The organism is Singulisphaera chitinilytica (assembly GCF_049331405.1).
In the GTDB taxonomy this organism is placed as follows: Bacteria; Planctomycetota; Planctomycetia; order Isosphaerales; family Isosphaeraceae; genus PoT.
Genome location: NZ_CP186274.1, coordinates 4,658,949 through 4,671,862 on the forward strand (window position 1 = coordinate 4,658,949; position 12,914 = coordinate 4,671,862).

At 67.0% G+C, this 12,914-nt stretch carries 10 protein-coding genes and 1 pseudogene; 3 read left to right on the forward strand and 8 right to left on the reverse strand.

Going from position 1 to position 12,914, the window contains the following annotated elements; all coding sequences use genetic code 11:
• Positions 1-154: 154 nt before the first annotated feature.
• Positions 155-286, forward strand: a pseudogene (locus tag ACOYYX_RS18510) (RNA-guided endonuclease TnpB family protein); the annotation flags it as partial.
• A 225-nt stretch (positions 287-511) separates the two neighbouring features.
• Here the strand turns inward: ACOYYX_RS18510 and ACOYYX_RS18515 are convergent.
• The 3 genes from ACOYYX_RS18515 to ACOYYX_RS18525 form a co-directional block, all read right to left on the reverse strand.
• Positions 512-4,135, reverse strand: coding sequence for a protein kinase domain-containing protein (locus ACOYYX_RS18515; protein WP_422931394.1), 3,624 nt, complete (start codon positions 4,133-4,135; stop codon positions 512-514).
• Between the two features lie 31 nt (positions 4,136-4,166).
• The gene (locus ACOYYX_RS18520; protein ID WP_422931395.1) at positions 4,167-4,790 is read right to left on the reverse strand and encodes an RNA polymerase sigma factor; all 624 of its coding nucleotides are present in this window, start codon (positions 4,788-4,790) and stop codon (positions 4,167-4,169) included.
• Between the two features lie 262 nt (positions 4,791-5,052).
• A complete protein-coding gene (locus tag ACOYYX_RS18525) occupies positions 5,053-5,259 on the reverse strand; it encodes a hypothetical protein (RefSeq protein WP_422931396.1) in 207 nt (68 codons plus the stop codon).
• Positions 5,260-5,700: 441 nt separating this feature from the next.
• Here ACOYYX_RS18525 and ACOYYX_RS18530 point away from each other — a divergent pair, with 441 nt between their 5' ends.
• Entirely contained in the window at positions 5,701-8,859 is a 3,159-nt protein-coding gene (locus ACOYYX_RS18530) for a PAS domain S-box protein (protein WP_422931397.1), read from the forward strand.
• Positions 8,799-9,047 (forward strand): diguanylate cyclase domain-containing protein, encoded by a 249-nt coding sequence (locus ACOYYX_RS18535; protein WP_422931637.1) that lies wholly within the window; start codon positions 8,799-8,801, stop codon positions 9,045-9,047. Before ACOYYX_RS18530 ends, ACOYYX_RS18535 begins: the two co-directional genes overlap by 61 nt.
• A gap of 169 nt (positions 9,048-9,216) precedes the next feature.
• Here ACOYYX_RS18535 and ACOYYX_RS18540 read toward each other — a convergent pair whose 3' ends face one another.
• The 5 genes from ACOYYX_RS18540 to ACOYYX_RS18560 form a co-directional block, all read right to left on the reverse strand.
• On the reverse strand, positions 9,217-9,564 hold the full coding sequence (locus ACOYYX_RS18540; protein ID WP_422931398.1) for a hypothetical protein: 348 nt from the start codon (positions 9,562-9,564) through the stop codon (positions 9,217-9,219).
• Positions 9,565-10,185: 621 nt separating this feature from the next.
• Positions 10,186-10,506: a hypothetical protein gene (locus ACOYYX_RS18545; protein WP_422931399.1), complete on the reverse strand. Its 321-nt coding sequence runs from the start codon at positions 10,504-10,506 to the stop codon at positions 10,186-10,188.
• A gap of 596 nt (positions 10,507-11,102) precedes the next feature.
• Positions 11,103-11,315, reverse strand: coding sequence for a hypothetical protein (locus ACOYYX_RS18550; protein WP_422931400.1), 213 nt, complete (start codon positions 11,313-11,315; stop codon positions 11,103-11,105).
• The gene (locus ACOYYX_RS18555; RefSeq protein ID WP_422931401.1) at positions 11,316-11,996 is read right to left on the reverse strand and encodes an isocitrate lyase/PEP mutase family protein; all 681 of its coding nucleotides are present in this window, start codon (positions 11,994-11,996) and stop codon (positions 11,316-11,318) included.
• A gap of 61 nt (positions 11,997-12,057) precedes the next feature.
• Entirely contained in the window at positions 12,058-12,555 is a 498-nt protein-coding gene (locus ACOYYX_RS18560; protein WP_422931402.1) for a ferritin-like domain-containing protein, read from the reverse strand.
• Positions 12,556-12,914 lie beyond the last annotated feature (359 nt).

Genomic DNA, 12,914 nt, shown 5'->3' on the forward strand with positions numbered 1-12,914 from the left:
AGGAAGATGATTCTCCGCCCTCCTTTACCCCTCGCGGCCTCACACTCCCGTCAAGACATTCCGCGTGGCGATCAGCTAATGAATCTACGGCGGAGCCGGTCGAAACCTAATGGATCATGCCCAAAAATTTATGTAAGAACGATTCATTCGATTCATGGAGGAGAAGAATTTGGCTGGATACCGCCGCAAGCTCGGCTCGAAACGCCGGGAGGAGGCGAAGAAGCGGCCCGCCCACCGCAAGTCAAAGAACCAGCGGAAGGACTTCCTCCACGAGCTCAGCACCGACCTCGTGGATCGGCATGAGGCGATCTGCATCGAGGACCTGAACGTCGAGGGCCTTGCGAGAACCAAGCTGGCCGGGTCTTTCGGCGATGCGGCGAGGGGCGAGTTCCGGCGGCAACTGGAGTTCAAGTGCGCCTGGGGCCGCCGGGCTCTCGTCGTGACCGATCGCTTCTTCCCCTCGTCGAATGTCGATTGGGAGTCGCGTCGGCTCTGGCGAATGCAAGAAGGGTTAATCGCGGGGGATGCTCCAAATGCGAAGGTGGCCGAATACGTCGCATGTCGCGATGTACGGCACCCCCGGGGAACAGGCGAGAACAGTCACTTTCCCGGCATTCGTCAACTCGGGGCCGATCTGACGCCCGGTCCCTTCGTCCCATAAGCGAATACCGCCCGTCCAGCCGCCGGTCACTAGGAGATGCCTGACCGGATCGAATCCGACCGTACGGACGTTCACGCGATAGGGTAGACGCTGCGGGGGGCCCGTCGAGAGAGGATCCCAGAGATAGACGAATCCATGACTCTCCACTCCATAACCGGCCACGGCATAGGCCCTAGCGCCCCTGCCCGTGAATGCGGCCCGCCATACCAATTCCTCAATGAAGGCGGCCTCGGTGACGCTTCCATCCACCAAGTCCCAGCAACGCACCACTCTTTCATCATCGCCCGCGATCACCTTGCGTCCGTCCGGGCTGATGTCGGCGGAGAGGAATCGCCGGGCCGGCCGGAGCCGGACTTCGCCAGCGGGGGCATTTTTCTTGATATCCCAGAGGCCGAGCCCCGCACTATCTCGGTCGGTCACCACCATTCTCCCGTCGGGGCTGATGGCCGTCACCACGGACATGTCCCCGGGAGCCGAGGCCCAGGCAATCCTCCCGGTTCGCCAATCCCAAGCCTTCGCCATCTTCGAGGGCGCCTTGGCGAGCACCAGGTCGCCGCCGGGCGCGAAAGAGATTGAGGAGACGGGGCCCTCGAGCATCTGGTCGGGGCCTGCGGCTTTGTCGGAGCGTGAGTCGAGGACTCGGACCAGTCCATTCGCCATGCCCAATGCGTAGGAATTTCCGTCGGCGGATATTGCCAGGGAAAGGACGATCGACGGATGCTCGAGGGGATGACGGGCGGGCTTGCCGGTCTCGGTATCCCAGACCTGACTCCACCCCTTCCCCGCCGGATCCGGCCGCTCCCCAACCGTGACCAGCAGCTTGCCTCCACGGCCGAATCCCATCGAAATGCATGTGGACGACAGATGTCGCTCCGCAATCAAGGTGTGGTTCAATTTAAAGACACGTAGATGTCCATCCCTGCATGCGGTTGCAATCCGCCTGCCGTCAGGAGCGAACGCGAAGCCATGCACGACGTCGGGGTGGCTTAACGGTGTCGAGACCGCATTGCCGCTGGCGATGTCCCATAGCCTCACGCTTGACTCCCTGCGTGCCATCGATCCGAGCGAAGGGTTCTGCTCGATCTCACCCCCCCCGACCGCGAGAATCTTCCCGTCCGGAGCGAACGCCAGCGTCGTGATCCGGTCCGGGTGCAGGAATCTCAGGCCGGTTCGCCTGCCTTTCGACACGTCCCAGAGGGTCGCTACCCTGGAGTCGCCTCCCGTGGCAATGTGATTCCCGTCCGGGCAAAGGGCGATGGCGCGGACGATGGAATCATGGATGAGCCTCGGTCCCGCTCGCTGTCCGGTCGCCAGGTCCCACCGGCATACCTCGGCGCTGTCCGATTCGAGCGGCGTTCCGGGCACCCGGGACGCCGTCGCGAGCGTCTTACCGTCGGGGCTGAAGACAAAGGCGTCCACGGGACCCGCCAGCGAAAACGAGGCCGCGACCCGGTCCCCGCCATCCACTTCCCATAAGCATACCTCGCCTCGGACCGAGGCAAGCGACACCCCTCCTGCGGCGAAACGCCGACCGTCAGGATGGAACGCGATCCCGGAGAGGGAGCGCAATGCGCGGAGCACCGGCCCGACCGGGCTCCCCGTCGCAGCGTCCCAGAGTCGAACTCGCCCCTCGGCATCGCCCGTGAGGATTCGCCGCCCGTCCGGGCTGAAGGCGACGCATGCCATGGAGGCCTCGATCTGGAGTGCGGGGCCGACCGGCTTCCATCCCTCCGGATCCCAGAGCCGCGCAACGCCGGGGCCGGCCTTCTTATGGGCGTTGACCCACTGTCCGGCGAGGACCCGTCGGCCGTCCGGGCTGAAGGCGACGGACAGGACGCTCGAGCCGAGCGGCGGGCTCACCGAGGTCGTCGCCTGGTGATGACTCCAGCTCGCGATATTGGCACGGCACGCGTGCGCGATGTCCCGCAGGCCCGCGGCTTCGGCCTTGTTCCGGGCGAGGCCGAGCCCATTCAGGCCGGCCTCGACTTCGCCTCGCTCGCAAGCCGCCAGGCTCTCGTCCAGGAGCAACTCCGCGGCAAGGCGATCGGATTCTGCCCTGGCACTTGACGCCTCGTCCCTCTGCCTCGAGGCGATCTCCTTCGCCAATCCCTCCGAGACCACCAAGGCTTCGGCCCGACCGCGAGCGGCGGCGGCATCCCGCCACAACCAGAGGATGGCGGCGAATGTCGCGAGGGCGACCATGGCCGTGCCGAGCAGCAAGCCTGCCAAGGCGGGCTTGCGCCGGATCCAACGCGCCAGGCGACCGAGAGTGCCCGCCGGGCGGGCCAGGATGGCCTCCGAGGCGAGGTAGCGTCGCAGGTCCTCGGCCACGGCCGCCGCCGTCGGATATCGACGAGGAGTTTCCTTCTCCATGCACTTTGTGCAGATCGTGACCAGATCTCTGGGCAGCCTGGGCCGATTTATAGTCAATGGAGAAGGCTGCTCGTGGACCACCCTGAAGAGCGTCTTGAGCGGCGTCTCCGCGGGGAATGGGGGGTGGCCGGCCAGCAATTCGTAGAAGATAGCCCCCAGGGCGTACACGTCGGCTCCCGGTCCGATAGCCTCGCCGGTCAGGCGGGCCTGCTCCGGGGCCATATATTGTGGCGTCCCGACGATCAAGCCCGGCTCGGTCCGGGGGCCGGCCGGCGTCCCCAAGTCGTCGAGGACTTTCGCCAGGCCGAAGTCGGACACTTTAATCGGCGGCATTAGAACCTGATGCTTCGCGTCGCCAGGTGGCTCCTCGCCCTCCGATTCTGCCCCGGTTGTGTGGCCGATCAGGACGTTTGCCGGGGACAGGTCTCGGTGGAGGACGCCGTTCCGGTGGGCATAGTCGATCGCGATGGCGATCTTCATGACGACCCTAGCGGCGAGCCTCGGATCCTGGGGGAGCCCGTCCATCCAGCGGGACAAGCTCGTGCCCTCGACCAACTCGAGGGAGAAGAAGGGGAGCCCGTCATGCTCGCCGATGTCATAGACCTTGACGATATTGGGGTGGCGAAGCCGGGCGAGCGTCCGAGCCTCCTCGCGGAGCCGGTCCCGCGAACCCTCGTCGTGCCGTCGGCCCAGCAGCAGCATCTTGAGGGCCACGACCCTCCCGAGGCCGACATGCCTGGCCCGGAAGACGACGGCCATGCCGCCGCGGCCCAACTCGCCCAGGATTTCGTACCCCTCGATACGCGGCCACGCCTCCTCGGCCGCGGCGCATCCTTCCCGAGGCCCTGGCGGGAAGGAGTCCAGGCCCGCAATCCTCTCGACGACGTGGTCCCAGGTCTCCTGGGCCTCGATCGCGGGGCCGAGCCTGATCATGCGGCCCAGGGAGCTCGTCGACTCGGCCTCCTCCCGGGTCAGCCGGTCGAGTTCGCGCTGGCAGTCGGGGCACTCGTCGACGTGGGCCTCGACTGCCGCCCGCCGCGTCGCAGCGAGTTCGCCGTCCAGCAGCCGCGTCAACTCGGATTCGTCGGGGCAGTTTCCCATGGCGCTCGTCGGGGCTCGAACCCTTCCTCGGTCATATGCTCGGGGCGGAATCCCATTCTCCGCGCTCCAGCATGGCGACCACGTCCCGGAGCATCCGCTGGACTTTGCTGCGCGCGACGAAAACCGTCGCGGGCTTCATCCCAAGATGGCGGGCGGCATCGAGCCCCGACCAGCCGTCGAACGCCAGCAGTCGGAAGGCTTCCCAGGTCTTCGGCTCGACCCGGAGTCGGACCCTATCCATCGCCTCGCGGAACAGCTCCAGGTCGAAGGACTCCTCCAAGCATTCGGCGAGGCTCTTCCTGGCCTCGGCCCTATCGAGCATCAGCAAGACTGCGTCGTCGCCGCTCCCTCGATCCCGCCCGGCATGGCGGTCGGCCTGGTCACGCCAGGCATTGTGAGCGAGGGTCTTGAGCCAGCCGCGAAAGCTCCTAGAGGGGTCGAAGACGAACTCACGGAGCTTGAGCGCGAGTTTCATGAGCACCGCTTGGACGACGTCCTCGGCGTCGGCGTCCTGCACCCCCCATCTCAAGGCCCAGGCGTAGATGGATGGCCCGTAATGGCGGACGAATTCCTTCCAGAGTTCGGGATCGTCCGGATTGCGATGGAGCCTGCCGAGGAGTGAGGCTCGCGTCTTCCCATTCTTGACGGATCGCATTCAACATCACTCTTGCCGAGCGGCTGCACTCGCGTGGCAGGCAAGTCGTCGGGAGTCGATCGATCCTCGGCCGGGCTTGCCGCATCATGATTGCTAAAGTGACGCTTGACAATGGGGGTAGTCTTGCCTCCACCCATTTCAAGCCTCAAGAGCTAAACTCTCGTTGCCTTCATATAACAATGATCTTTGAAGTGCAAGATTTATGATTGGTTTTGTTGTTTTATTTCATCGTAGCCCGAGGCACGCTTCGGGACTGATCCCTTCATCGCCTCATCGCCGATTCCTCGAGGATTTTCCAGACCGCGTCCGACCACGCCTCGCCCTCCGTCGCCCCGGCCCCGTAAGATTCGTCGACGATCTCATCGGATCGAAGGATAATCCATCGGGCCTCATCGGCACCGGGCTCGCTGCCCCATCGCGCCAGGGCCGTCGGATATGCGGTCAGCACCGTCTCTTTGTCGCTCAGCATGAGGGCTCCTCTGCTCCCAAGGCCCGAGTTATAGCCAGCAGTTCCGGGCATCAAACTTGATGGCCGACGCATGGGTGAAGGATCGTCACCGGATACCAGCCCCCAGCCATAACCTAAGTGCGACACGCTGCGATTTGTGAACCAGGACGCCCGGATTTTGTTGACGGGGGGAATGGAGACAAATATTTACTTATCCGTGGAAAAATTTAGACATGTCTAAGTAAAAAAGGATGCGAATACTTATGGCGCCGAGGAGGCATGCGGGCATATCGAAGGACGGCCTCGATGGTGAGCCGCCGCAACACCCGTCCAAGGAATCGGCTCAATTTGCAATCACAGGTCCCGAACCTGTCCTACGTTTCGGTTAGGTATCATGTAGCGGGACGAAGCTCCGCCCGTCGGCGGGCTCGCCGTGCCGCCCTCCGACGCCGGACGAGGCCGATGATTGTCGATCCCAAGGACGAATTGGCGCGGCTCGCCGCCCTCGGGCGATACGCGATCCTCGACACCGGGCCCGAGCAGGCCTTCGACGACCTCGTCAGGCTGGCCGCCTTCATCTGCGGCGCCCCCATCGCCCTGATCAGCCTTGTGGACGCCGACCGCCAGTGGTTCAAGGCCCGATACGGCCTGGGAGTGGTCGAGACGCCGCGCGACGTCTCCTTCTGCTCCCACGCCATCCTCGGCGAAGGCACCTTCGTGGTCCCGGACGCGGCGCTCGACGACCGCTTCGCACGAAATCCGCTGGTGACGGGCGACCCGGGGATCCGCTTCTACGCCGGCTCCCCCCTCGTCGACCCCGCCGGCCACCCCCTGGGCACGCTCTGCGTCCTGGACCGGGTCCCGCGCGAGCTCGGCCCCGCCCAGCTGGAGATGCTCAGGGCGCTGGGACGCCAGGCCATGGCGCAGCTCGAGGCCCGCCAGGCCTGGTTCGCCGCCCGGCGTTCCGAGGGCGAAGCCCGCGAGTCGCAGGCCCGCAAGGCCGCCCTCTTCGAGGCCTCCGACGACGCCATCGCGACCGTCGACGTTGGCGGGAAGATATTGGAGTTCAACCCGGCGGCCGAGCGCATGTTCGGCTACACGGGGCTCGAGGCCAGGGGGCTGGGCCTGGACGAGCTCGTCCTCTGCCCGGACGGCGTCACCGCACGGCTCGCCGGGCCCGACGGGCCCCGGGCCCGCGACCGCGTCGAGGCCGTGGCGCGACGCAAGGACGGCGGGACCGTCCTGGCCGAGATGTCCTGGATCGCGGTCCGGCACGACGGCCGCCCCGAGTTCATCGTCCGGGCCCGAGACATCGAGGACAGGAGGCGGATCGAGGAGGAGCATCGGGCCCTGGCGGCCATCGTCGAGTCGTCCGACGACGCGATCATCTCCAAGGACCTCGACGGGATCATCTCCAGCTGGAACGCGGGCGCCGAGCGGCTCTTCGGCTACTCCCGGGAGGAGGCCGTCGGCCGGCACATCTCCTTCCTCATCCCCGACGAGCGGGCGGGGGAGATGGACGCGGTCCTGGCGCGAGTCCGCCGCGGCGAGCGAGTCGAGCACTTCGAGACCCGGCGCCGGGCCAAGGACGGGCGCATCATCGACGTCTCGCTGAGCGTCTCCCCGATCCGGGACGCCCGGGGGCGGATCGTCGGCTCCTCGAAGGTCGCCCGGGACATCACCGACCGGGTCCGGTCCGAGCGGGCCCTGCGCGAGAGCGAGGCCCAGGCCCGCAGGCTGGCCCTGGTGGCCAGCCGGACGGACAACGCCGTCATCATCACCGACGCCCACGGGCGGATCGAGTGGGTCAACGAGGGCTTCACCCGGGTCACCGAATATTCCCCCGAGGAGGCGATCGGCCGGCGGCCCGGCTCGTTCCTGCAGGGCCCCGGCACCGACCCTGAGGCGGTCCGCCACATGCGCGAGCGGCAGGCCGCCGGGCTGGGCTTCACGGCGGAGGTGCTCAACTACAGCAAGTCGGGCCGGGAGTACTGGCTGGCCATCGACGCCCGGCCGATCCGCGACGAGGCGGGCATGCTCAGGAACTTCATCGCCATCGAGAGCGACGTCACCCAGAAGAAGCGGGCCGAGGCCGAGCTGCGGCGGGCCCACGACGAGCTCGAGCTCCGCGTCCGCGAGCGCACGGCCGAGCTCCTGGCCCAGGCCGACTCGCTCCGCCGCGCCGAGGAGGCGTACCGGAGCATCTTCGAGAACGCGATCGACGGCATCTATCAGGTCGGCCCCGACGGCCGCTTCCTCCGCGCCAACCCGGCCCTGGCCCGCATCCTGGGCTACGCGTCGCCCGAGGAGCTGATGGCGGACCTCGGGGTCCTCGGCCGACAGCTCTATGTCGACCCCGCGCGGCGCGGCGAATTCCTCGCGATCGTCGACGAGCGCGGGCTCGTCGCCGGGTTCGAGTCGCAGGTCCGCCGCAAGGACGGGGCGGTCATCTGGATCTCGGAGAGCTCGAGGGCCGCGCGAGACGCGGCGGGGCACGTCCTCTACTACGAGGGCTTCGTCGTCGACGTGACCGAGCGACGCGAGTCCGAGGCGAAGATCCGCTCGCTCAACCGGGAGCTGGCGGCCGCCTACGACGAGACGATCGAGGGCTGGGCCAAGGCGCTGGACCTGAGGGACAAGGAGACGGAGGGGCACACCCGCCGCGTCACCGAGATGAGCCTCCGCCTGGCCAGGGCCATGGGGCTGGCGGGGGAGGACCTGGTCCACATCCGCCGCGGGGCCCTCCTGCACGACATCGGCAAGCTCGGAGTGCCGGACGCCGTGTTGCTCAAGCCGGGCAAGCTGACCGAGCCGGAGTGGGAGGTGATGCGGCGGCACCCGACGAATGCCCGCGACTGGCTGGAGGGGATCCCCGTGCTGCGGAGGGCGCTGGAGATCCCGTACGGGCACCACGAGAGGTGGGACGGCACGGGCTATCCGGAGGGCGTGGCCGGGGAGGCGATCCCGCTGTCGGCCCGGCTCTTCGCCGCGGTGGACATCTGGGACGCGCTGCGGTCGGACCGGCCCTACCGTGCCGCCTGGCCCGAGGAGGAGGTCCGCGGGCACCTGAGGTCCCTCTCGGGGACGCACCTGGATCCGGCCGTCGTCTCGGCCTTCATCCGCCTCCTGGAGGGGAAGCCGGGCCCCGCCGCGGCCGCGGCCAACGGCCGGGCGACTTCGCCGACCCCGGCCGGCCCGGCGGCTCGACGGCCTCGGATCCGGGTCGGAGATCCTCGGCCGGGGGGCTCGCCCGCACGCGTGAGGGAGCTCGAGCGGGAGAACGCCCGGCTCGCCGAGCTGGCGAACACCGACGACCTCACCGGGCTCCGGAATCGCCGCCACTTCCGCCGCGCCTGCCGGGCGGCGATCGAGGGGGCCCTGGCCCGGGACGCCGGGCTGACGCTGGTCGTGCTCGACCTCGACGGGTTCAAGGCCTACAACGACCGCCACGGCCACCCGGCCGGCGACGAGGCCCTCCGCGACGTGGCGGTGCTGCTCAGGTCGCGGACGGGCCCGGGGACCTGGTCGCGAGGTACGGCGGCGAGGAGTTCGCCGCCCTCCTGGCCGACGCCGACGAGCGCTCGGGAAGGGACTGGGCGGAGTCGGTGCGCGCGGCGTTGAAGGCCCATCGCTGGCCGCACGGCCCGGTTACGGCGAGCTTCGGCCTGGCGACCCTGTCGCCCGACGCCCGCACGCTCGAGGACCTGATGGGGCAGTCGGACCGGGCGATGTACCGGGCGAAACGCCTGGGCCGCGACCGCGTCGTCGGACACGAGGAAACCCCGCCGCAGGGCGGGGATGGCCCCTGAAGGCCAGGAGATTTCGGGGTGGAACTTCGAATCGTACCGTTAAGTTGATGAGGAGGAGCCACGGAGATCGGGCCCAATCCCGAGGAGCAGGGTTGCTCGAAGTTGCACTCTGCTTTCCTGGCCATGTTCGGTAAGGCGTATCGTCGCGGCGACGTGCTGAGTAAGCAGGTCAACGCCGGAGGAGCTCCAGGCGGACGAGGTCGCTCTCTTCGAGGTCGTAGTCCTCGGCGAAAAGGTGTTCGGCGAACAGGTCGAACATCGAGGTCTTGCCGAGATGATCCTTGATATCCCGCTCGAGATCGCCGACGGGCTCCTCGCCCTGACCGACTTGGCCGGCCTTCGACGCCTCCGCCTGGGGAGCCCCCGTCGCCGAGGGCTCGGCCCGCTCGCCCGCCACGCGGAGCGTCGACAGCCGGGCCGCCTTCTCCTCCGCCCGCTTCCGGTGGTAATTGGAGCGATCCTTGAAGTGCTTCTTCAGCTCGGGAGACGTGAACCTGAGTCGGAATCCCCTGACCATGCGACGTGAGCCCCTCCGTTGAATGATGGTGGATGCGAAGTAACCTTACGGGGGCGGTAAAGCCCCCGCGGGCTTTTCTTTCACCCTATGCGGATCGTCCCTCGCGAGGGTTGAGATCCGGCCTCGAAAATGCGCCCCCCGCGCCCAAGAGGCCCTGCGGCGAAGGCTCGCCGAGTCTCATGAGGGGCCGACCCGTCGTACCCCGGCTCGGCCGCCGATCCATCCCTCGACTTTGGTGACGGCGAGGACACCTTGTCCTAAGGTTTCCCCGAGCGGCGTGGCCCTCCGGCATGATGCCCTCCTTCGGTCATTGCCCCTGGAGGTGGCATTGCCCACGGCACCGACTCTCTCCACCACCGACGGAGAGCCCGGCTTGCAGCGTTGCAGCAACGCCATGCAACGCGTTGCAGCAACGCCATGCAACGCGTTGCAGCAACGGTGTCTCGGATTTGTCCGGGGCTACCTTTTGGAGGTAAGGAACTCGAGCCATCCCCGACAGGTTTGTAGCGCTACGCGTACGTTACCGTAACGTTACATCGACGGGGCTCGATCGACGCAAGTCTTGGAATGGTCCAGGGCGTCCGCCGTGGCGAAGCCCCCCGATAGCGAGGTTTTCGTGATTCACCCGTGGGGCAAGCCGGTTCGCCGACCTTTCCCGGCCTTGGACTCGGAGACGAACCCGAGCACGCCGTCGTAATCCGCGGCCGAGTCCTCGGTCCCCTCGTACACGCACTGGCCGCCCGACTCCAGGTCATCATCCCGATCGAGGAGGGGGACGGGGTCTACGACCCGGCCGACCCAGGTGATCGAACCCCGGCTCGGCTCGAACGTCGAGGCGACGACCCGTCCCGCGGAGTCGATCCAGAGGCGATCGGGGACCCGATTCGCGTGCCCGACGCCGGATGGAGCATTCCCCGAATGGGCCGTCCTCGAGCAGCACACGCATCGGCCTCCCGGCCGGGGCCGGATCCTCGGTCGCCCGGCTTTGGCCCGCAGGGGCTTACTCTCTCGGAGTGAGCTCACGATCGTCGCGATCGCTAATGGCGCCCTCGGAGACTTCCGCCACATCGAGCCGGCCGGCGAGACCGTCCGCGAGTCGGGCTTTCCGAGCGTTCCCCCCCTTGCGGCCGATGGCGGCCATATGCTCGCGATCCCGACTGACGGATCGGCCGCCTAGCTTGCCGGCCGAGGCGGCCTCCTCCGAACTGAACCGGCGAGTCGTCCCACGAAGTTTGGCAATAGGCCGGCCCTTGATGCAGTCAGCCCGTCGCTTCTACGGCTCTATCGACGCGGATCGTTGCTTGCCCTTCTCGGCCAAGATCTAACCTCCTGATGCCGACGCATGGGGTTCCGTGGCATTCCATTCGGGCGGGCGCCTGCGTTGCCGATCCGGGCTCCATGCGCCCTCGGTCGCTCGTCGATCGTGAGGTGCCCGTCTCGGCCTTGATCATTGAGGTGACTGACATCGAAGAAAGGGGTCGAGCGCGTCCCGCCCCATGCTCTCGTATCAAAAATCGCCCGAACGTTTATTGCCCGGATCATCCGCCGAAACGCTTTTCTGCCGCCCGCCAGGCCGGCAGGTCCACGATTTCCTCGAAAGCATCGAGGTTCATGACTCCCTCGCCCGGCATCGGCTCGCCCGCCTTGAGTCTCGCCAACGCCCGCTCGATGGCGCTGCCCACCTGGAAGAGCACCGTCGTCGGGTACATGATCATCGCGAACCCTAGCTCGTAAATCTCGTGCGGCGGCATCTACGGGAGTCGCCCGCCCCCCTCCATGAGGGTCGTCGCCAAGGGGACGTCCTTGAGCGCCTTGCCGACCCGCTTGAGCTCGGCTGCACTCCTCAGGCCCTCGATATAGACCCCGTCGGCGCCGGCATCCGCGTAGGCCTTCCCCCGACGGATGGCCTCGGCGACATCCTTGGCGCTGCGGCCGTCCGTGCGTGCGAGGATGAACGTGTCGGCATTCCTCCTCGAGGCGAGCGCGGCCCCGATCTTCCCCTCCATCTCGCGGATGCCGACCACCTCCCTCTTGCCCATCTGGCCGCAGGTTATGGGCGACTTCTGATCCTCGATGAAGATCGCGCCCACCCCGAGTTCCTCGTAGCCGCGGACCGTCCGCACGACATTCTTCACGTCGCCGAATCCGTTCCCGGCGTCGACGACGACGGGAAGCGGAGAGGCGGCGACGATCTGGCGGATCGCCTCGTTCTCCTCGTAGTAATGGATCAGGTCGATATCCGGGAAGGCGTAGCGGGACCCGGCCAGGGCGAAGCCGCCGACCTGGTAGGCCCTGAACCCGGCCCTGGCGATCAGGCGGGCCGTCAGGGCGTCGTGGGCCGCGGGCAGGACGAGCGGCCCGCCCCCGTCGAGGAGCGTCTTCCAGGAGGGGCGGGAAGAAGATGATATCAACGGGTGATCGGCTGTCGGCAAGGTGTTCGCTCCTTCCTCACGGGCGACCCGGGTTTTCGGATCCGCAACTTCGGCCGCGGCATCATTCGGCCGCGGCGGCCTCGAGGTTGATGGTCGACTCGGCGAGGCCGCTGAGCGACTTATCGGTCGCCTTCTCTTCCGTGAGCGTACGCTTCAGCAGCTTGACGACGGCCGACTCATTGAGCAGCTTCGCGTAGGCGAGGACGGACCCGTATCCGGCCATCTCGTAGTGCTCGACGCGCTGGGCGGCCGCGATGAGGGCGGCATCCTTGACCTCGGGCTCGGCGTCCTCCTCGATCGCTTCCTCCCCCTCCTTGATCAGGCCCTGGATGGCCTTGCAGGCCTTCTTCTTGGCCTTCACCCCGAGCAGCTCGAAGGCCTCCTCGAGGCGGGCGACGTGCCCCTCGGTCTCTCCCAGGTGCTTCTCGAAGGCGGCCTGGAGGTCGGCCGAGGTCGCCGCCTCGGCCATCTTGGGGAGGGCCTTGGTGATGCGTTGTTCGGCATCGTAGAGGTCCTGGAGCTGTTCGATCAGCAGGTCACGCAACGATTCGAGCTTCATGGAAATCCCTCGAGATTTGACATGTGTGGGTAGGCCGACGAGTGTGTCGGCTCCGGAGCGGGAATTGGGCAAATCGCGTTCCCGTCTTGAACGTCGCCCCTTGGATCGCCAATGATTTCGGCCGATCGTTCGGTGTGATTCTTGCCATCGAGACGGCCCTCCCGCGGTGCTTGACCGGGATAATCCCGGATAGCTGCGGGATCCGAGGCTGCTGTGGCCGACGTCTCCTGGGGGTCGGAGCGAACTTGACGATAGCTTGGGGACGCTCGCATTTCCCGATTCCTCGGGATCATCTCGAATTCTCGGTGCCGCCACATCCCGCGGCTCGCGTGTAGCTGGTGATCCTCAACTGCTCGGAT